Origin of the sequence: Pseudomonas macauensis (genome assembly GCF_047902425.1) — a bacterium.
Lineage (GTDB): Bacteria > Pseudomonadota > Gammaproteobacteria > Pseudomonadales > Pseudomonadaceae > Pseudomonas.
Genome location: NZ_CP138377.1, coordinates 5,352,478 through 5,372,456 on the forward strand (window position 1 = coordinate 5,352,478; position 19,979 = coordinate 5,372,456).

General features: G+C 66.5%; 17 protein-coding genes and 1 riboswitch. Of the genes, 8 read left to right on the forward strand and 9 right to left on the reverse strand.

The genetic code is table 11. The features are described from left to right. Positions 1–58: 58 nt before the first annotated feature. The 3 genes from cpdA to SD196_RS24600 all read right to left on the reverse strand — a co-directional run bounded on the left by cpdA (position 59) and on the right by SD196_RS24600 (position 2,101). Positions 59–877 carry a 3',5'-cyclic-AMP phosphodiesterase gene (gene cpdA, locus SD196_RS24590; protein ID WP_370600159.1) on the reverse strand — a complete coding sequence of 273 codons (819 nt, stop codon included), beginning with the start codon at positions 875–877 and terminating at the stop codon, positions 59–61. 157 nt (positions 878–1,034) lie between these two features. Continuing rightward, positions 1,035–1,493 (reverse strand): DUF1249 domain-containing protein, encoded by a 459-nt coding sequence (locus SD196_RS24595; protein ID WP_024764301.1) that lies wholly within the window; start codon positions 1,491–1,493, stop codon positions 1,035–1,037. Beyond that, entirely contained in the window at positions 1,484–2,101 is a 618-nt protein-coding gene (locus SD196_RS24600; RefSeq protein ID WP_275608927.1) for an NUDIX domain-containing protein, read from the reverse strand. The genes SD196_RS24595 and SD196_RS24600 overlap by 10 nt, the downstream gene beginning before the upstream one ends. A 207-nt stretch (positions 2,102–2,308) precedes the next feature. Here SD196_RS24600 and SD196_RS24605 point away from each other — a divergent pair, with 207 nt between their 5' ends. Beyond that, entirely contained in the window at positions 2,309–3,061 is a 753-nt protein-coding gene (locus SD196_RS24605) for an RsiV family protein (RefSeq protein WP_370600160.1), read from the forward strand. A 435-nt stretch (positions 3,062–3,496) separates the two neighbouring features. On the opposite strand, the gene cytX is transcribed toward SD196_RS24605, so the two are convergent. Further along, positions 3,497–4,768, reverse strand: coding sequence for a putative hydroxymethylpyrimidine transporter CytX (gene cytX / locus SD196_RS24610; RefSeq protein ID WP_275608929.1), 1,272 nt, complete (start codon positions 4,766–4,768; stop codon positions 3,497–3,499). 158 nt (positions 4,769–4,926) lie between these two features. After that, positions 4,927–6,807 (reverse strand): phosphomethylpyrimidine synthase ThiC, encoded by a 1,881-nt coding sequence (thiC, locus tag SD196_RS24615; protein ID WP_017520426.1) that lies wholly within the window; start codon positions 6,805–6,807, stop codon positions 4,927–4,929. Positions 6,808–6,918: 111 nt separating this feature from the next. Beyond that, a riboswitch (TPP riboswitch) is annotated at positions 6,919–7,025 on the reverse strand. A gap of 173 nt (positions 7,026–7,198) precedes the next feature. Between thiC and SD196_RS24620 the strand changes: the two genes are divergently transcribed. Beyond that, positions 7,199–8,653, forward strand: coding sequence for a TolC family outer membrane protein (locus tag SD196_RS24620; RefSeq protein ID WP_343576748.1), 1,455 nt, complete (start codon positions 7,199–7,201; stop codon positions 8,651–8,653). Between the two features lie 286 nt (positions 8,654–8,939). Here the strand turns inward: SD196_RS24620 and SD196_RS24625 are convergent, their stop codons facing one another. After that, a complete protein-coding gene (locus SD196_RS24625) occupies positions 8,940–9,737 on the reverse strand; it encodes a class II aldolase/adducin family protein (RefSeq protein WP_416310782.1) in 798 nt (265 codons plus the stop codon). A gap of 68 nt (positions 9,738–9,805) precedes the next feature. After that, positions 9,806–10,864 carry an ABC transporter substrate-binding protein gene (locus SD196_RS24630; RefSeq protein ID WP_416310783.1) on the reverse strand — a complete coding sequence of 353 codons (1,059 nt, stop codon included), beginning with the start codon at positions 10,862–10,864 and terminating at the stop codon, positions 9,806–9,808. 330 nt (positions 10,865–11,194) lie between these two features. Between SD196_RS24630 and SD196_RS24635 the strand changes: the two genes are divergently transcribed. The 3 genes from SD196_RS24635 (at position 11,195) to SD196_RS24645 (ending at position 14,427) form a co-directional block, all read left to right on the forward strand. Further along, the gene (locus SD196_RS24635) at positions 11,195–11,545 is read left to right on the forward strand and encodes an AraC family ligand binding domain-containing protein (RefSeq protein WP_275608934.1); all 351 of its coding nucleotides are present in this window, start codon (positions 11,195–11,197) and stop codon (positions 11,543–11,545) included. A gap of 164 nt (positions 11,546–11,709) precedes the next feature. Next, on the forward strand, positions 11,710–13,659 hold the full coding sequence (locus tag SD196_RS24640) for an FAD-dependent oxidoreductase (protein WP_343576742.1): 1,950 nt from the start codon (positions 11,710–11,712) through the stop codon (positions 13,657–13,659). Positions 13,660–13,833: 174 nt separating this feature from the next. After that, entirely contained in the window at positions 13,834–14,427 is a 594-nt protein-coding gene (locus tag SD196_RS24645; RefSeq protein WP_343576740.1) for a helix-turn-helix domain-containing protein, read from the forward strand. Between the two features lie 336 nt (positions 14,428–14,763). Here the strand turns inward: SD196_RS24645 and waaA are convergent, their stop codons facing one another. Both waaA and SD196_RS24655 read right to left on the reverse strand, forming a co-directional pair. Beyond that, a complete protein-coding gene (gene waaA / locus SD196_RS24650) occupies positions 14,764–16,035 on the reverse strand; it encodes a lipid IV(A) 3-deoxy-D-manno-octulosonic acid transferase (RefSeq protein WP_275608938.1) in 1,272 nt (423 codons plus the stop codon). A 178-nt stretch (positions 16,036–16,213) separates the two neighbouring features. Then, a complete protein-coding gene (locus SD196_RS24655) occupies positions 16,214–17,098 on the reverse strand; it encodes a LysR family transcriptional regulator (protein ID WP_275608939.1) in 885 nt (294 codons plus the stop codon). Positions 17,099–17,236: 138 nt separating this feature from the next. Between SD196_RS24655 and SD196_RS24660 the strand changes: the two genes are divergently transcribed. The 3 genes from SD196_RS24660 (at position 17,237) to SD196_RS24670 (ending at position 19,715) form a co-directional block, all read left to right on the forward strand. Then, complete coding sequence (locus SD196_RS24660; protein WP_275608940.1) at positions 17,237–17,569, forward strand: DMT family transporter; 333 nt, start codon at positions 17,237–17,239, stop codon at positions 17,567–17,569. A 170-nt stretch (positions 17,570–17,739) separates the two neighbouring features. After that, positions 17,740–18,915, forward strand: coding sequence for an NAD(P)/FAD-dependent oxidoreductase (locus tag SD196_RS24665; RefSeq protein ID WP_275608941.1), 1,176 nt, complete (start codon positions 17,740–17,742; stop codon positions 18,913–18,915). Next, on the forward strand, positions 18,912–19,715 hold the full coding sequence (locus SD196_RS24670) for an aldo/keto reductase (RefSeq protein ID WP_275608942.1): 804 nt from the start codon (positions 18,912–18,914) through the stop codon (positions 19,713–19,715). Before SD196_RS24665 ends, SD196_RS24670 begins: the two co-directional genes overlap by 4 nt. Positions 19,716–19,979 lie beyond the last annotated feature (264 nt).

A 19,979-nucleotide genomic window follows, 5' to 3' on the forward strand; every position in this document is an offset into this window, starting at 1 on the left:
CAAGCGCCATGCCGCAAGTGGGTCGAATCGAGGATGGCGACTGGTACGAGGCCCGGCCTCAATAGCCCTTGATGCTGTAGTCGACTTCGAAGTCGATGCCGGTCACCCGCGACACGCCCGTTTCCAGCGAACCATCGGGATGCAGGCGCAACCAGCGGTAGCCCGGTGCGGGACTGTCGACGCAGAAATCCTCGCTGCCCGGAGTGAACTGTACGCAGGTGGACGGCGATGCCAGCAGGCGCACGTCACCGCGCATGTGGTCGATCTCCTGGTGCACATGCCCCCAGAGCAGGCAACGGACGTTCGGGTAGCGGTCGAGCACGGCGAACAGCCGCTGTGGATTGCGGATACCGATGCGATCCATCCACTGGCTGCCGATGGGCACCGGGTGGTGGTGGAAGCTGATCAGCAGGTGCTTGTCCGGCGCGGCCTGGATGGCACGTTCGAGCAGGTCGAGCTGCGCATCGTTCATCTGCCCCGGCACGGCGCCCGGGATGGTGGAGTCGAGCAGGACGACGCGCCAGGCGCCGAGGTCGATCACCGGCTCGAGCAGGTCGGTGCCCGCCGTCGCTTCGCGCATCGGCTCCAGTTCGTCATGGTTGCCGGGGAACCAGCGGATCGGCGCGGCGATGGGCGCGGTGATCTCACGGAAGCGCTGGTAGGACTCCAGGCTGGCATCCTGCGACAGGTCGCCCGTGGCCAGCACCAGGTCGATGTCCGGCTGCTCGTCACGAACGAGGCGGACCACCTGGCTCAGGCTGTCGGCGGTGTCCATGCCCAGCAGACGACCATCGGGTTCGGCGAACAGATGGCTGTCGGAGAGCTGGACCAGCAGGACCGATTTGGTATCGGAGGGGGGTACGGGCACTGGAGGCAATGCGCCTTCTCCTGTGAGGCGGGCGTCCACGGATGAGAATGAGTATGGTGACAGTCACGCCCCCCGGCAAACCGGGAAAGCGTCACAGATCACATTTAGGGAGACGGGTGGACGACGGACGGGCAGCATATCATGGCCAATGGCCATTACAGCGATATCAACGCTGCAGCACCGGCTCCAGCTCATGGCCGCAGGACAGGCAATGGCTCAGCCACTCGCCGAGGAACTGGTTGAGCTGGTTCTTCTCGTCCGGCTGGTGCATCGCCTGGTTCGGGTAGGGATAGATCGCCAGCAGGCGGCGCGCCTGCTCCGCGCCGACCACTTCGGCCATGCGCGCGTCGTGGTACACCCGCACTTCCAGCTTGGGCGCCGGCAGCCAGGGCAGGCCCAGCTCCTGGCGCACCTGCAGCACGGTGGTGTAGGGGCAGGCTTCCACCACGTCCAGCGCCAGCACGCCGAGCAGACGCTCGCCTTCGCTGAGCGCCACACGACGCGAGACCTGGGCCTCGCGCATTTCGGGCAACAGGCGCATCAGGCGCAAGTAGTTCGCCTCGCAGGTCGCCTGCAATCCCGCCAGGTCGACGCGATAGCGCTCGCGCAACAGATTCACACCCATAACCCCCTTACCTCGGCGCGGTTCAGCGCCAGCCATTGCAGGGCGAGCATGCTCGCCGCGTTGTTGATGCGTCCGTCGCGCACGGCCTGCAGCGCCTCTTCGAAGGGCAGCACGTGCACACGGATGTCCTCGCCCTCTTCCGCCAGGCCATGGATGCCCGCCGCGGCGCTGCTGTCGCAGCGGCCGACGAACAGGTGCACCAGCTCGTTGCTGCCGCCGGGCGACGGCAGGTACTGGGCGATCGGCCAGAGCGAGCCGAGGGTCAGCCCGGCCTCTTCCACCGCTTCGCGGCGGGCCACCTCTTCCGGTTCCTCGTCCTTGTCGATCAGGCCGGCGACCAGTTCCAGCAGCCAGGGATTGACCCCGGCGTCCATGGCCCCGACGCGAAACTGCTCGATCATCACCACTTCATCGCGCTGAGGGTCGTAAGGCAGTACGCAGACGGCATCGTGACGCACGAACAACTCGCGGGTCAGTACCGGGCCCATGCCACCGGCGAACTGGCGGTGCCGCAGGTGCAGCCGGTCGAGTTTGTAGAAGCCCTTGAAGCACTGCTCGCGCTTCTGGATCTCGACATCCTGGGGGCCTGGTTTGAACGTGTCCGACATCCCGTTCCACTCACTGATCGATTGAACTTCGCGCCATCCTATCGCGCCGCTTGAGGCGGCGCAGCCTCTTTCTCGGACCGCCCGGCGGGCAGCGCAAGCGTGCGCGCGGCCCCTGCCGTCCTGCTCCGGACTGGTTCATACTGCCCGCCGAACCGGCGGCCGCGATGACGGTCCAACCCGCCCAAGTCCGCGACGACAAGGAATCCCATGCGTCTTCTGAAACTCGCTGCCCTCGGCAGCCTCTGCCTGTTATTGGGGGCCTGCCAGGGCCTGTTCAAGCCCGGTCTGGACGAACCGCTCTCCGCCCGTCACACCGCCTTCGAGCACCTCAAGCCCGGCTGTCAGGGCGAGCAATGCCCGTTGTTCAACCTGGACACCCTGAGCTTCGACGACGAGCCGGCGCTCAACGCGGCGATCGACCAGCAGCTGCTGGAGCTCGCGCGCAGCCCGGACGGCGCGGTGCCGGCCAGCCTCGAGGTCTACGAGAAACGCTTCCTGGACGGCGCCCAACCCGGCTGGAGCAGCTACCTGCAAGCCAAGATCCGCGAACAGCATGACGGTCTGGTGATCATCGAACTGTCCAGCTATCGCTTCACCGGCGGCGAGTACGGTCAACCGGGGCGGGCCTTCATCAATTATGACCGTCGTTTGCACAAGGTGTTGGCATTGTCGGACATTCTTCTGCCCGGCCAGGAGGAAGCCTTCTGGAAGACCGCGCGCCTGGCGCACCAGGCATGGGTGCTGCAGAACAAGCTGGATGAGCAGGACCCGAACTTCTCGAAGAACTGGCCGTTCCAGACCACGCCGCACTTCGCCCTGACCTTCGGCGCGCTGACGCTCAAGTACGACATCGACCGCATCGCGCCGCACTCGGTCGGGCATCCGGAGCTGAAGATTCCTTATCCGCGCCTGAATGGCATCGTGAAGCCGTATTACTTCCCGGGGCGCGGGGCGCAGTAGTTTTTCTCACCGCCGGAGCGGCCGGCGGGATTTCGCGGACAAGGTCCGCTCCTACAAGATCAAGGGCCCCTCACCCTAACCCTCTCCCGCAAGCGGGAGAGGGGACTGTTCGGTGCAGGATGAAACCGTAGTGTCAGCCGGCACGGACGGCTCCCTCTCCCTGAGGGAGAGGGCTGGGGTGAGGGGGAAGCGCAGGCAGGGATTAACCCGGTAGAAGACAGTTGCTCCTACGGGAGCAGGAGCGTTACGCCGAGGCCAGTGACGTAGGGCGTATAACGTTCGACGTTATACGCCGATTGGCCTGGACCAAAGGCCAGTGCCGGTGTCGAGCAGAACGCCGGCAAGGGCTGCGGCCACGTTCAGCCTCGGCACCAATGGTGAGATCGGTGTATCGGTGTATAACCGTGAACGGTTATACGCCCTACGCCAGCGCGATCAGGCCTTGGCGCCGATCCGCCCCAGCAGCAGTTGCAACACACCCGCCACCACCAGCGCCGGCAGGGTCGCGCCCAGGTCCGGTTGGTAGTTCGCCAGCAGGTGATAGACCACCACGCCACCGGCCCAGGCCAGCAGCGAACCCCAGCGCAGCCCATGGGGAATGGCGGCTGGCGCGCGGCGACGGAGGACGAAATGGTCCACCAGCACCACGCCGAACAGCGGGGCGAACACTGAGCCAATCAGCAGCAGGAAATTCTGGTACTGCGCCAACGGTGCGAACCAGGCGATCAGGGTGCAGATCACGCCGATGGCCAGCGCCAGGTGCTCGACCTTCAGCGGCAGCAGGATGCCGCTGGACACCGCCGCCGAGTGGATGTCGGCAAAGGCCTTCTCCGACTCGTCCAGCAGGATCAGCAGCAGCGGGATGCCCATGCCGGCGCCGGCCAGTGCCAGCAGCAGCGCGTTGGCGTCGCTGCCCTCGGCGAATGCCAGGGTGTAGGCCACGCCCAGCCCCATCAGCCAGAAGCAGCCGATGAAGAAGCCCAGCGCGGCGCCGCCGAAGGTGTGCCCGGCGCGCTTGCCGAAGCGCGAGTAGTCGGCGATCAGCGGCAGCCACGACAGCGGCATGGCGATGGCGATGTCGAAGCCCACGGCGAACGGCATCGAACCGTCACCAGCCTTGGCCCAGAGTGCGGCCAGGTCGGCGCGCTTGAACAGGTCGAAGGTCAGCCAGATGCAGGCGGCGATCAAAAGCCAGATGCCCCAGCGGCGCAGCACGCGGCGGACGAAGGCGAGCGGCCCGCTGACCGCCAGCAGGGTCGCCAGCGCCCCGAATACCAGGGTCCAGAGCGCCGGACTGGTCCAGCCACTGCCTTCGCCGAAGGCGCGGCCCGCCAGCAGGCTGGCGGCATCACGCATGACGATGATCTCGAAGGCGCCCCAACCCACCAGTTGCAGCAGGTTGAGCACCGCCGGCAGCGCGGCGCCGTGGCTGCCCAGGCTCAGCTTGAGCGAGGCCATGGCCGCCAGGCCGGTGTCGGTGCCGATCACCCCGGCGCTGGCCAGCAGCAGCACGCCGACCAGGGTGCCGAGCAGGATCGCGCCCAGCGCGCCGGCCAGGCCCAGGCCGGGCGCCAGCAGGGCGCCGGTCTGCAGCACCATCAGGCCGATGCCGAGGGAGAACCAGAGGGAAAATACATCGCGCAGGCCGAGCACGCGCTGGGCGGTGTCGACGGCGACGGTGGGGGAATAGTTGGTGGCGGTGGTCACGATGCGTGCAGGGCTCGAATGTTGAGTTGGCTTCTTGTTGTTTGCTGTTCGTAGGAGCGAGGGGGACGCCTAGTTCTTGCTCGCGAACCTTGCTCGCCGGCGACTCCGTTGCTGAGCGGTTCGCGAGCAAGCTCGCTCCTACAGGTCTTGCACAGGCATCACACCTGCTTGTAGATCACCGAGCCTTCTTCCTTGAAGCGCGCGGACTGCTGCTGGAAGCCGGCCTCGATGGCTTTCTGCTCATCGGTGAGGCCGTTCTCCTTGGCGTAGTCGCGGACTTCCTGGGTGATCTTCATGGAGCAGAACTTCGGCCCGCACATGGAGCAGAAATGCGCGACCTTGGCCGAGTCCTTGGGCAGGGTCTCGTCGTGGAAGGCACGGGCGGTGTCCGGGTCCAGGCCGAGGTTGAACTGGTCTTCCCAGCGGAACTCGAAGCGCGCCTTGGACAGCGCGTTGTCGCGGATCTGCGCGCCCGGATGGCCCTTGGCGAGGTCGGCGGCGTGGGCGGCGATCTTGTAGGTGATGATGCCGGTCTTCACGTCATCCTTGTTCGGCAGGCCCAGGTGTTCCTTGGGCGTGACGTAGCAGAGCATGGCGCAGCCGTACCAGCCGATCATCGCCGCGCCGATGCCGGAGGTGATGTGGTCGTAGCCCGGCGCGATGTCGGTGGTCAGCGGACCGAGGGTGTAGAACGGCGCCTCGTCGCAGCACTCCAGCTGCTTCTCCATGTTCTCCTTGATCAGGTGCATGGGCACGTGGCCGGGGCCTTCGATCAGCACCTGGACGTCATGCTTCCAGGCGATGCGGGTCAGCTCGCCGAGGGTTTCCAGCTCACCGAACTGGGCGGCGTCGTTGGCGTCGGCCACCGAGCCGGGGCGCAGGCCATCGCCCAGCGAGAAGCTGACGTCGTAGGCCTTCATGATTTCGCAGATCTCTTCGAAATGCGTGTAGAGGAAGTTTTCCTGGTGATGCGCCAGGCACCACTTGGCCATGATCGAGCCGCCACGGGAGACGATGCCGGTGACGCGCTTGGCGGTCAGCGGCACGTAGCGCAGCAGCACGCCGGCGTGGATGGTGAAGTAGTCCACGCCCTGCTCGGCCTGTTCGATCAGGGTGTCGCGGAAGATTTCCCAGGTCAGGTCCTCGGCGATGCCGTTGACCTTCTCCAGCGCCTGGTAGATCGGCACGGTGCCGATGGGTACCGGGCTGTTGCGCAGGATCCACTCGCGGGTCTCGTGGATGTGCTTGCCAGTGGAGAGGTCCATCACCGTATCGGCGCCCCAGCGGATGCCCCAGGTGAGCTTCTCCACTTCTTCCTCGATGGAGGAACCCAGCGCGCTGTTGCCGATGTTGCCGTTGATCTTCACCAGGAAGTTGCGGCCGATGATCATCGGTTCCAGTTCGGTGTGGTTGATGTTCGCCGGGATGATCGCGCGGCCACGGGCCACTTCTTCACGGACGAACTCGGGGGTGATTTCCTTGGGGATGCTGGCGCCGAAGCTCTGGCCCGGGTGCTGGGCATCCAGCAGGCCGGCGGCGCGGGCTTCCTGCAGCTTCATGTTCTCGCGGATGGCGATGTATTCCATCTCCGGGGTGATGATGCCCTGGCGCGCGTAGTGCATCTGCGTGACGTTCTTGCCGGCCTTGGCGCGGCGCGGGGTGCGCACGTGGGCGAAGCGCAGCGCGTCGAGGCTGGGGTCGGCCAGGCGCGACTGGCCGAACTCGGAGGTCAGGCCGGGGAGGATTTCGGTGTCGCCGCGCTCGTCGATCCAGCGCGAACGCACGTCCGGCAGGCCCTTGCGCAGGTCGATGCGTACGTCCGGGTCGGTGTAAGGGCCGGAGGTGTCATAGACCATCACCGGGGCGTTCTTCTCGCCGCCGAAGGCGGTGGGAGTGTCGGCGAGGGAGATTTCCCGCACGGGGACACGGATGTCCGGGCGCGAGCCGGTCAGGTAAACCTTTTTCGAATTCGGGAAAGGCTGGGTCGACTGGCGGTCCAGCTGTTCAAGGCGGGTGACGTTGTTTTTCTGGGTGCTCATCCTGGCTCTCCTGGGGTTGATTGCCGGGGAGAACCTGGATCGAAGGAGCCGCACCGAGCGGCTAAAGGACGCATCCCTTGGAGGGCTGGGGCCGGGGCGGAAAGGCGCCGGGGATGCGGACTTCTTGTTCCCTACGCGGGTCTTAACCCGATCAGGTTCAACGGGATCCGGAACTATCCGATCTCAGCCCTTCGCATGGGGCACCCCGACAAGAACGTCCGCAGTCTAATCAAGTGCGCAACGATTAGCCAATGCCGTCTGGCCGAAAACCGCGCGCCCACCTGCGGGCAGCTACACTCCTGCCTCGGAAGGCTCGTACGAACGTGCCTTGACCGCCATCGGCGGCAACCGTAGCCTTGCCCCACCTCGCATCACTTTCTAGGACGAACGAATGCTGCGCAGACTCTCCCTGGCTGTCGCCGTGGCCGCTTCGACAGGCTTTGCCTGGGCCGCACAGCCCGCTCCGGCGGCCTCTTCCCTGCCGACCAAGACGGACCTTATTCGCGTCTATAAAGACGCCGTCGACAACAACGCCGACCTCGCCGCAGCGCAGGCCGACTACCTGGCCCGCAAGGAAGCCGTGCCCCAGGCGCGTTCCGGCCTGCTGCCGCAGATCAACGCCGGCGCCAACGTGGGCAGCAACCGCACCTCGCTGGACGAACCCAACGCCACGCTGAACCGCAGCAGCCAGGTGCTCCAGGCGACCCTGAGCCAGCCGCTGTTCCGCGCCGACCGCTGGTTCCAGCTCAAGGCAGCGGAAAACGTCAGCGAACAGGCCCAGCTGGAATTCTCCGCGACCCAGCAGGCGCTGATCCTGCAGAGCGCCGAGACCTACTTCGGCGTGCTCCGCGCCCAGGACAATCTGGCCGCCAGCAAGGCCGAGGAAGCGGCGTTCAAGCGCCAGCTCGACCAGTCCAACGAGCGCTTCGACGTCGGCCTGTCGGACAAGACCGACGTGCTCGAATCCCAGGCCAGCTACGACACCGCGCGGGCCAACCGCCTGGTGGCCGAGCAGCAGGTGGATGACGCCTTCCAGGCCCTGGTCACCCTGACCAACCGTGAGTACAGCGCCCTCGAAGGCATCCTGCACTCCATGCCGGTGGTCGCGCCGATGCCCAACGATGCCAAGGCCTGGGTGGATACCTCGGTGCAGCAGAACCTGACGCTGCAGGCAAGCAACTATGCGGTCGACGCCGCCGAAGAGACCCTGCGCCAGCGCAAGGCCGGCCACCTGCCGACCGTCGACGCCGTGGCGCAGTACCAGAAGGGCGACAACGACGCCCTGGGCTTCTCCAACACAGGCGTCCCCGGTGATCCGCACTACGGCAAATGGGTCGACGAGAGCAGCATCGGCCTGCAGCTGAACGTGCCGATCTACACTGGCGGCCTGACCAGTTCCCAGGTCCGCGAGGCCTACCAGCGCCTGAACCAGAGCGAGCAACTGCGTGAAAGCCAGCGCCGCCAGGTGGTACAGAACGCCCGCAACCAGCACCGCGCGGTGAACACCGACGTGGAGCAGGTGAAGGCACGTCGCCAGGCGATCATCTCCAACCAGAGCTCGCTGGAAGCCACCGAGATCGGCTACCAGGTCGGTACCCGCAACATCGTCGACGTGCTGGATGCCCAGCGCTCGCTGTACAACTCGGTGCGCGACTACAACAACACGCGCTACGACTACATCCTCGACAACCTGCGCCTGAAGCAGACCGCCGGCACCCTGGCGCCGAGCGACCTGCAGGCCCTGAGCGGTTACCTCAAACCGGACTACAACCCGGACAAGGACTTCCTGCCGCCGGACCTGGCCAAGGCCGCCGAGGCGCAGCTCAAGTCCAGTCCCAAGTACTGACCGAGCGCCACGAAAAAGCCCCGCGATGCGGGGCTTTTTCTTTGGGCCGGACCGCAGGAGCAGTCCAGCGCAGCGCATACGGACGCCGGAACATCCAGAGGCGTATAACGTTCGACGTTATACGCCGCTTGACCATGATGGCGGAGCGCTCCTGGGGTGGTCACGGAGCCGCGATGTCAGGGCGCTCCGGGCTTGATCGTGGCGCTCGCAATACGCACGGTGTATCGGCGTACAACCGTGAACGGTTGTACGCCCTACGTTTCGGTTACACCGTGCACGCTTCAGTTCAGTCCCGATACCCCGGCGACACTCGATCCAGCATCCGCAACAGCGCCGCCCAAGCCAGATCATTGCCATCCGTATCGTTCAATTCGCCCTCGGCCAGCGTCCGCTGCGGCGCGTTGAACTGCTGCTCGGTATACCGGCAGACCTCCTCCGACGGAATCACCAGTTCGCCACCGGCCTGCGCCGCCAGCTGGATGTCGCAGGCCTTCTCCAGGTAGTACATGCGCAGGAACGCCTGCTGCACAGTCTGGCCCACGGTCAGCAGGCCGTGGTTGCGCAGCATCAGGCCGATGTGCTCCTCGCCCAGGTCACGCACCAGGCGCTGCTGCTCGTCCATCGACAGGGCGATGCCTTCGTATTCGTGGTAGCCGAGCCGCCCGTAGAACTCCATGGACATCTGGTTCAGCGGCAGCAATCCACAGGCCTGCGCGGCCACCGCGCAACCGGCACGGGTGTGGGTGTGCAGCACGCACTGCGCATCCTCGCGGGCGCCGTGGATGGCGCTGTGGATGACGAAACCGGCCGGGTTGACCTTGTACGGCGTCGGCTCCACCGGATGGCCGGAGAGATCGATCTTCACCAGGCTCGACGCGGTGATCTCGTCGAACATCAGCCCGTAGGGGTTGATCAGGAAGTGGTGCTCGGGACCGGGGATGCGCACCGAGATATGGGTGAAGATCAGGTCACTCATGCGGAAATGCGCGATCAGCCGGTAGCAGGCCGCCAGCTCCTCGCGCAGTTTCCACTCCTCGGGCGGACAGGTGGCGCGGCTCACGGCCTGCGCCGACATCGACGTCATGGTGCTCTCCTCATCACGACTCTCTTCTCATGGAGAAACGCCGGGGAATCGCTTCCCCGGCGCCACGCTCACTGGGCGGCCCAGGCGTTGAAGCGCTCTTCCAGCTCTTCGCCGTGGTCGACCCAGAACTCATCATCCATCGCCAGCCCCTGGGGCAGGTTCTGCGGCGAGGTCGGCACCCAGCCGGCCAGATCCGACGGCAGCCGCTCGGCGGCCTGCTTGTTGGTCGGACCATAGGGGATGTGCTTCACATAATCCACCTGGGCATCGGACTGATTGGCAAAGGCGATGAAACGCTTGGCCGCATCGGCGTGCTGCGAGCCCTTGATGATCGCCCAGTAATCCATGCCGTACAGGCTGCCTGGCCAGACCAGCTGCAGGTTGCGTCCACCCTTGAAGGCATCGGCGATGCGCCCGGTGTAGGTGGTGGTCATCACCACGTCACCGGCGGCCAGCCACTGCGCGGGCTGCGCGCCGGCTTCCCACCACTGCACGTAGGGCTTGATCTGGTCGAGCTTGGCAAAGGCGCGATCGACGCCGGCCTTGGTGCCCAGCTCCTTGTACACGTCGGCCGGTTTCACGCCGTCCGCCATCAGGGCGAACTCCAGGTTGTAGATGGCGCGTTTGCGCAGGCCGCGCTTGCCGGGGAATTTCTTCACGTCCCAGAAATCGGTCCAGGATTGCGGCGCCGGCTTGAGCTTGTCGGCGTCATAGGCGATCGCCACGCCCCAGACCAGCGCGGCGGAACCGCAGTCCTTGGCGGCGTTGGGGATCAGTTGATCCTTGCCGCCGATCTGCTGCCAGTCCAGCGGCACGAACAGCCCCTCGTCACAGCCGCGGGCCAGGTCCGGGCCCTCGATCTGCACCACGTCCCAGTCGGCATGGCCGGTGTCGGCCATCACCTTGATACGGGCCATTTCGCCGTTGTACTCGCTCTGGGTCACCCCGACCCCGGACTGCTTGCTGAAGGGCTGGAAGAAGGCCGCATCCTGGGCCTTCTGGCCGGCGCCGCCGTAGCCGACCACCACCATGTTCTCGCTGGCCTGGGCGGTAGCGCAGCAGAGTCCGAGGGCGAGCAGCAGCGAATGCATCCTGCTCATGCGGAAAGGGTTCTTGCGGAAAGTCATTGGGCATACCCCATGTAGGAGGTCACGGGCGCGGTGCAAAAGGCCACGCGCACGCGGGATGGGCGCGCCGAAACCACGGTACAAGGGAGACAGGGCAGAGGTAGATCGGTAGCCAGCGGGCGGGCCCGCAAAGCGAGGGGGGACCGTGGGGAACGGTTCATGCGCCTCTCCTCTTGTAGTTGTTGTGGAGTACGTCGCGGTTGAGCCCGGAGAACCGGGCTGGAAATGAAACTACCCAGTCACTTTTAAAAAAACAAGTTGATTTTTTACTGGCGGTAAATTTCCATAGGCTCAGCTTAAATGATCCTTCCCGACTTCAGGAGAGCCCCCGTGTCCGAGGTTCGTCACTTCCAGCAATCCGCCCTGCAATTCCAGTCCTACGCTGGCGAACCGGTGGAGCGCGCGGCCATCTGTCGCCTGATCGGCCCAACCGACAGCCAGACCATGGGCGCGGGCCTGGCGTGTTTCGATGGCGTGTCCATCGAGTGGACGGTGCTCTACGACGAACTGATCGTGGTGCTCGAAGGCAGGTTCCGCCTGCGCCTGGCCGACCGCGTGATCGAAGCTTCGCCGGGCGACGTGATCTGGGTCCCCGAACGCACTCCGCTGGCCTACGAAGGCGAAAAGGCCCGCGTGTTCTATGCCCTCTATCCGGTGGATTGGCAGGCGCGCAACGCCTGAATATTTCGACCGGCTGCGCGTCGGCGGAACGGCGTTGGAAACCAGCTCGGCATGCTCATTGACTGGAGTCAACTCCGCTGCCTCGCTGGTTTCCGCCTTGTTCCGCTCTAGCTCGCGCGATCGATAGCCACCATTGAATTACAACAAGAATCCGGAGTCGCCCGATGAGCCAGTTCCCCCACCTGTTCAGCCCCTTGAGCATTCGCGGCAAGACGCTGAAGAACCGCATCATGTCCACCGGGCACGACACCTCGATGCCCACCGACAACCTGGTCAACGACCAGCTGGTGGCCTACCACACCGCCCGCGCCAAGGGCGGCGTTGGCCTGATCGTGCTGCAGGTCGCCGGCGTGCATGACAGCGCGCGCTATACCTCCCACGTACTGATGGCCACCGACGACGCCTGCATCCCCGGCTACCGGCGCATCGCCGAGGCGTGCCACGCCGAGGGCACCGTGGTGCTGTCCCAGGTGTTCCACCCGGGCCGCGAGATCATGGAGTCCAGCGACGGCCTGCTGGCCGTGGCCTACTCCGCCTCCGCCTCGCCGAACGAGCGCTTCCGCGTCATGCCCCGCGAGCTGAGCCAGGCGATGATCGACGAGATCATCGAAGGCTACGCCGCCGCCGCGCGCCGCCTGCACGCCGCCGGTATCGATGGCGTGGAGGTGGTCGCCAGCCACGGCTACCTGCCGGCGCAGTTCCTCAACCCGCGGGTGAACCGCCGCAGCGACGGCTATAACGGCGACCTCGACGCCCGCCTGCGCTTCACTCGTGAAGTGATCGCCGCCGTGCGCGCCGCCACCGACGAAGACTTCATCATCGGCCTGCGCATTTCCGCCGACGAGCGCGATCCGGAAGGCCTCACCGAGGACGAATCGCTGCAGGCCGTGAAGGCGCTGCAAGGTCAGTTGGACTACGTGCACATCGTCGCCGGCACCTCGGCGTCGCTGGGCGGCGCCATCCATATCGTGCCGCCGATGGCCATCGAGGCCGCCTACCTGGCCAACGAGGCCGGCAACTTCAAGCGCAGCCTGGAGATTCCGCTGTTCGTCACCGGGCGCATCAACCAGCCGCAGGAAGCCGAGCTGATCGTCGCCCGCGGCCAGGCCGACGTGTGCGGCATGACCCGCGCGCTGATCTGCGATCCGCAGATGCCGAGCAAGACCGAAAGCGGCCACGTCGAAGACGTGCGCGCCTGCATCGCCTGCAACCAGGCGTGCATCGGCCACTTCCACCGGGGCTACCCGATCTCCTGCATCCAGCACCCGGAGACCGGCCGCGAACTGATCTACGCCGAGCGCAAGCCGGCCGCCCGGCGCAAGCGCGTGCTGGTGGTAGGCGGCGGGCCGGCGGGCATGAAGGCGGCCGCCGTAGCGGCCCAGCGTGGCCACGAAGTCACCCTCTGCGAAGCCAGCGGGCAACTCGGCGGGCAGGTCAACCTGGCCCAACTGCTGCCGCGCCGCGCGGAGTTCGGCGGCGCCTCCACCAACCTGCAGCGCGAGATGCAACTGGCCGGCGTCGAGGTCCGTCGCAGCACCCGCGTCGACCGCGCCCTGGTCGAAGCCGAGCGCCCCGACGTGGTGATCGTCGCCACTGGCGCCAAACCCTACCGACCGCCCTACGAAGAAGCCGGCAACCTGCAGGTGGTGGACGCCTGGCAGGTGCTGCGTGGGGAAGTGAAGATCGGCCGCTCCGTGCTGGTCACCGACTGGCGCGCCGACTGGATCGCCCCCGGCATCGCCGAGCGCCTGGTACGCGACGGCCACCAGGTACAACTGGCGGTGAACGGCACCCACGTCGGCGAAAACCTGCCGCTCTACGTGCGCGACCACCTGGCCGGCGAACTGCATCGCCTGGGCATCAGCATCACCACCTATGCCCGCCTGTACGGCGTCGACGACAGCACCGTCTACCTGCAGCACAGCGCCAGCGGCGAGCCGATGCTGGTGGAAGGCATCGACACCCTGGTGCTCTGCCAGGGCCATCAGCCGGTGGATGAGCTGGCCGACGAGATCGCCGACCTGGCCGAGGTACGCCGCATCGGCGACTGCCTGGCGCCGCGCACGGCGGAGGAAGCGATCTACGAAGGGCTCAAGGCGGGTTGGGCGATCTGAGCCTTTTTTGTAGGAGCGAGCTTGCTCGCGAACCGCCCAGCGCCGAAGTCGCCGGGAGATTCGTTCGCGAGCAAGAACTGGGCGTCCCCCTCGCTCCTACGAAGAGCAATCGGTCCACAGGCGCGATGCATTGTTTAGAATGCCCACGACGACACTCGCCAGGACCCTCGCCGCATGAGCCAGAAAGCCCCGCAGGACGCCCCCGCCAACGCCGAAGCGCAGTTCCTCGGCACCCGCATTCGCGGCCTGCGCAAGCGGCGCGGCATGACCCTGGCGGAGCTGGCCGAGCAGAGCAGCCTCACCGCCGGCTACATCAGCCAGCTGGAACGCAACCTGGCCTATCCGTCGATTCCCGCGCTGTTCAACATCGCTCGCGCCCTGGGCGTAACCATCCAGTGGTTCTTCGCCAGCGAAGTGCAGGTCGACCCGGCCGACGCCGGCTACGTGGTGCGGCGCAACGCCCGTACCAGCGTGCATTACGAAGACGGCATCGTCGACGAACTGCTCAGCCCGCAGCCCAGCCGCCAGCTGGAAATCCTCCACTCGCGCTTCCCGCCGGGCACCTACAGCCAGCAGAGCTACAGCCACGACGGCGAGGAAGCCGGCTACCTGCTCAGCGGCACGTTCGAACTCTGGGTCGGGGACCGCTACTTCCTGCTCAACGAAGGCGACAGCTTCAGCTACTCCAGCCAGGAGCCGCACCGTTATGGCAATCCAGGGGACGTGGATGCGGTGGTGATCTGGGTAATCACGCCGCCGACGTTCTGATACCCGGTACCGGACAAACCTTGCAGGAGCGAGCTTGCTCGCGAAGGCTCTTTCAGCGGCATCCGTGTCAGGCAGGTTCGCGAGCAAGCTCGCTCCTACTGGTGCAGCCGCAAAACTCTGGCGCGAGAGGCTGCCCTCACCCCAGCCCTGGCTGCGCGCCCCGCTCCGAAGGGAGAGGGAGCAGATCGGCGCGAGCGATCTGCCAGGCATTCCGTCTTGGAGCTTCTTTGAAAGCAGCCGCATCCGACTGACTCGATGTTTCGCCCAACCTCGAACGGCCCCTCTCCCCCTGGGAGAGGGTCAGGGTGAGGGAAATCCGCCACGCCGAGGCCTCCGTCAGCGCTTGATCAACCTACCGAGACCATCCAGCAAACGCTCAAGCGCCCCCTGGTTGGCCTTCATCACGCCCAGCCCGGCCTCGGCCATGCGCTCGGCAGAAGCCGGCTCGTCCCACAGTGCAGCCACAGCCACCGCCAGCGAAGGCGCATCGGCCACTTCGCGCAGCGCCCCGACCTCGCGCAGTTGTGCGGCAATCTCCAGGAAGTTGAACAGGTGCGGCCCGGACAACACCGGCTTGCCCAGCGCCGCCGGCTCCAGCAGGTTGTGCCCGCCATTGGGCACCAGGCTGCCGCCGACGAAGGCGACATCGGCCAGGGCATAGAGGAACAGCAACTCGCCCATGGTGTCGCCGAGCAATACCTGGGTCTGCGCCGCCACCCGTTCGCCGGTGGAGCGCCGCTGGGTGCGGAAGCCTTCGCGCTGGCACAGCTCGAACATCGGGTTGAAGCGCTCCGGATGGCGCGGCACCAGGATCAGCAGCGCATCCGGATGCTTCTCCAGCAACTGGCGATGGGCGGCCAGGACGATCTCGTCTTCGCCGCCATGGGTGCTGGCGGCGATCCACACCGGCCGCTGCTGCGCCTGCCACTGGCCGCGCAGCTCATGGGCACGGGCCAGCAGTTCGGGATCGATGGTCAGGTCGAACTTGATCGAACCGGTCACGCTCACGCAGTCCGGGCGCGCACCGAGCTGGCGGAAGCGCTCGGCTTCGGCCTCGGTCTGCACGGCGATCCAGCTCATCTCTTCGAGCATCGGTCGGGTCAGCCCGGCAAAGCGCGCATAGCCCCGCGCCGAGCGCTCGGACAGGCGCGCATTGGCCAGCGCCACAGGAATGCCACGCCTGGCGCACTGGTGAATGTGGTTGGGCCACAATTCGGTTTCCATGATCACGCCCAGCACCGGGCGGGCGCAGTCGAGGAAGCGTGCCGCCGCCCAGGGCAGGTCGTAGGGTAGATAGCAGTGCTGCACCTGCTCGCCGAACATCGCGTGGATGCGCTCGGAGCCGGTGGGCGTCATGCAGGTGACGGTGATCGGCAGGCCGGGGTGGCGCTGCATCAGCGCACGGATCATCGGCGCGGCGGCGATGCTCTCGCCCACCGACACCGCGTGCACCCAGATACCGCCGGGCTTGAGCGCCGGCAGGCCGATGGCGAAGCGCTCGCCGATGCGCCGGGCATAGGCCGGCGCCTTGCGCGAACGCAGGAACAGGCGCAGCGCGACCAGCGGCAGGCCCAGGTGGAACAGCAGGGTATAGAGGGTCCGGTTCATGGCGGCGGAGAGTAGCAAATTCGTGGGCTTGGTCGCCGCACAATCCTGAATGGAGCGCCGTTTCTGTAGGAGCGAGCTTGCTCGCGAACCGCTTGATGCCGGAGCAACCATTGGCTCCTGTTCGCGAGCAAGCTCGCTCCTACGAAGAGCATTTCCCGCCCACAACAAGAGGGTGGCATCAAACCGGCGAGGCGAGATGCCTGGCGAAGCACTCCCCCAGCCAGTTCGCCGCCGGCCCCAGGGGCTCGTCGCGGCGCCAGACCAGTTCCACCACCAGCGGCGGCGGCGTCCAGTCGCTGGCCAGCTCCACCAGCAGCGGTTGGTAGGCCGGGTACTGGGCGACGTGGGTCGGCAACCAGGCCCAGCCGAGGTCGCGCATCAGGAGTTCAGCCATGGCGTAGAAGCTGTCGGCGCGCCACACCAGCGGGCTGATCTGCTCGCCGCCGGGGTAATGGCTGTCCTGCGGCGCCATCAGCAATTGGCGATGGCGGGCCAATTCGCGGCGGTCGGCGTAATCCAGCTTCGCCAGTTCATGCCCGGCGCCGCACACCGTGACCATCTCGATGGTGCCAAGCCGCTGCCGCTCCAGCGCTTCCGGCATGCCCTCATGGTGGAACAGCAGGCCCAGGTCGGCGCGCCGCTCCAGCAGCTTGCGCGCCACATCGCCCTGGGCGCCGCTGGCCAGCTGCACCTCCAGGGTGGGGAATTCCTGCGCCAGCGCCTGCAACCCAGAGAGTACCGGCTGATAGGGCATCGCCTCGTCCTGCGCCAGCCGCAGCAACGGCTCGGTGCCGCGAACCAGCGACAGTGCACGGCTCTCCAGCCGCTCGCACTGGCGCAGCACTTCCCTCGCCTCATCCAGCAGCGCCCGGCCCTCAGCGGTGAGCACGGGCTGGCGGCCGCTGCTGCGGTCGAACAGGGTCACGCCCAGGTCGCTTTCCAGCAGCGCGATGGACGAACTCACCGCCGACTGCACGCGCTTGAGCTGCCGCGCCGCCGCCGAGAAGGAAGATTGATCGGCGACGCTGACGAACAGTCGCAACTGATCCAGGTTCCACTGCATGACCTATCTCCACAACCTATCTTTAAAGCAGATAGGTAATGACTTTATCCCATCATCCGAATGACTAGAATGCCCACCAGACCGAACACAACCCACGCGCCGCACACCGCGGCGCGTCGCTTCAGGGGAGGACCTGTCATGCCCGGCTATCTCTACCTCGCCATCGCCATCGTCGCCGAAGTCATCGCCACCGCCTCGCTGAAGTCGGTGAAGGGCCTGTCCACTCCCCTGCCGCTGCTGCTGGTGATCGTCGGCTACGCCATCTCCTTCTGGATGCTGACGATCGTGGTACGCAGCATCCCGGTGGGCATCGCCTACGCCATCTGGGCGGGCCTGGGCATCGTGCTGGTCAGCATTGCAGCCCTGGTGCTCTACCAGCAGAAACTCGATACCGCCGCGCTGCTAGGCATGGGGCTGATCGTCAGCGGGGTCGTGGTGATCCAGTTGTTCTCCGGCAACGCGGGCCACTGATGCGGCGCCCTCGGCATTCTGTAGGGGCGAGCTTGCTCGCGAACGCCTTCCGCTGCGGTGGCTGGTTCGCGGGCAAGCTCGCTCCTACAAAAGCAGCCTGAGCCAACGGGCGTTTGCCGCCGCCCTCAAGCGTTATACTGCGCGCTTCGTTTTCCCCTCGAGGCGCTTTCATGTCCGAATCCCTGAGCACCGACATCCTCATCGTCGGCGGCGGCATCGCCGGTCTCTGGCTCAACGCTCGCCTGCGGCGCGCCGGCTTCTCCACCGTGCTGGTGGAGAACACCGCGCTGGGCGGCGTGCAGAGCATGCGCTCGCAAGGGATCATCCATGGCGGCACCAAGTACGCCCTGCATGGCGCGCTGACCGGCGCCTCGGAAGCCATCGCCGACATGCCGGCGCTGTGGCGCGACTGCCTGGCCGGTACCGGCGAAGTGGACCTGCGCGGCGTACGCGTGCTCTCCGACGCCCACTACCTCTGGTCGCCCGGCGGCCTGGCCGGCAACCTCACCAGCTTCTTCGCCAGCAAGGCGGTGCGCAGCCGCGTCGCCCAGGTGAAAGGCGCCGACCTGCCGCCGGCGCTGCAGGACAAGGCCTTCAAGGGCAAGGCCTATCGCCTCACCGAACTGGTGCTGGACGTACCCAGCCTGATCGCCCGCCTCGCCGAGCTGGCCGGCGACAGCCTGCTGGCCGGCGAGCGCATCGAAGCGCTGCGCGAGGGCGACAAGCTCGTCGGCCTGCGCGTGGACAGCCGCGAGATCCGCGCCCAGCGCGTGGTGCTCAGCGCCGGCGCCGGCAACGAAGCCCTGCTGCGTGAGCTGGGCGTGGAACGCCCGGAGATGCAGCGCCGCCCGTTGCACATGGTGCTGGTCACCGCGCCGACCCTCAAACCCCTGTACGCCCATTGCGTGGGCGGCGGGCCGAAGCCGCGCGTCACCGTCACCACCCATCCGCTGAGCAATGGCGACTGGGTCTGGTACCTGGGCGGCGACATCGCCGAAGCCGCAGGCGTGGCCCGCAACGAAGCCGAGCAGATCGCCGAGGCGCAGCACGAGCTGCACAAGCTGGTGCCCTGGATCGACCTCTCCGCCGCGCGCTGGGCCACCCTGCGCGTGGACCGCGCGGAGCCCGCGCAGAACAACCTGCTGCGCCCGGACAGCGCCTTCCTCGCCGAAGACGACGCGCTGCTGGTCGGCTGGCCAACCAAGCTGGCCCTGGCGCCGAACTTCGCCGATCGCGTGCTGGAATCCCTGGAAAAGAACGGCATCCGCCCACAGACGAGCGCCGCGCTGCCCGAGCTGCCGCGCCCGGCCATGGCCCGTCCGGTGTGGGAGGAACTGCTCGGATGAAGACCCTGCACCACCTGCACCGCCCGCTGGGCAGCACCGGCCTCTCCGTCTCGCCGCTGGGTCTGGGCACCGTGAAACTCGGCCGCGACCAGGGCGTGAAATACCCCGAAGGCTTCCGCATTCCCGATGACCGCGAAGCCGCCGACCTGATCGCGCTGGCCCGCGACCTGGGCATCAACCTGATCGACACCGCGCCGGCCTACGGCCGCAGCGAGGAACGCCTCGGCCCGCTGCTGCGCGGCCAGCGCGACCAATGGGTGATCGTCAGCAAGACCGGCGAGGAGTTCGTCGACGGCCAGTCGCACTTCGACTTCAGCGCCGCCCACACCCGCCGCTCGGTGGAGCGCAGCCTCAAGCGCCTGGAGACCGACTACATCGACCTGGTGCTGGTGCACTCGGACGGCAACGATCTGGACATCCTGCAAGGCACCGAGGTCTACACGACCCTGGAGCGTCTCAAGGCAGACGGCCTGATCCGTGGTTTCGGCTTCTCCGGCAAGACCGTCGATGGCGGCCTGCTGGCCCTGGAACGCGGCGACTGCGCGATGGTGACCTACAACCTCAAGGAACAGGCGGAAAAGGCCGTGATCGACCACGCCCAGGCCCATGCTCGCGGAATCCTGATCAAGAAGGCCCTGGCCAGCGGCCATGCCGCCCTCGCCCCCGGCGTCGACCCGGTGCGCGCCAGCTTCGAACTGGTGCTGGGGCACCCGGGCGTGGCCAGCGCCATCGTCGGGACCATCAATCCGCTGCACCTCGCCCACAACGTGAGCATCGCCGCCGAGGTCCTCGACCGCTGATCGGCGGTCATGTGGATTACCTTTTCCTGTGCCATGCTCAAACTCCCCGGCAAAAACCGGGGACGTAGAAAATGTCGCCAACCGGTGATCCACACGCAATAACCTCGGAATCACCCAGCCTTTCAGGGAAAAACCCGGAAATCCCCTGGATTTTCGATGACGCCAGGAGCGGCGCCAGGCTGTCTGCATTCCAGCGACCCCCGAAATCGATCGGCCGGACCGTTCCCACAGACGGTCAGTGTTCACGTCGGCGCGCCCTGATGG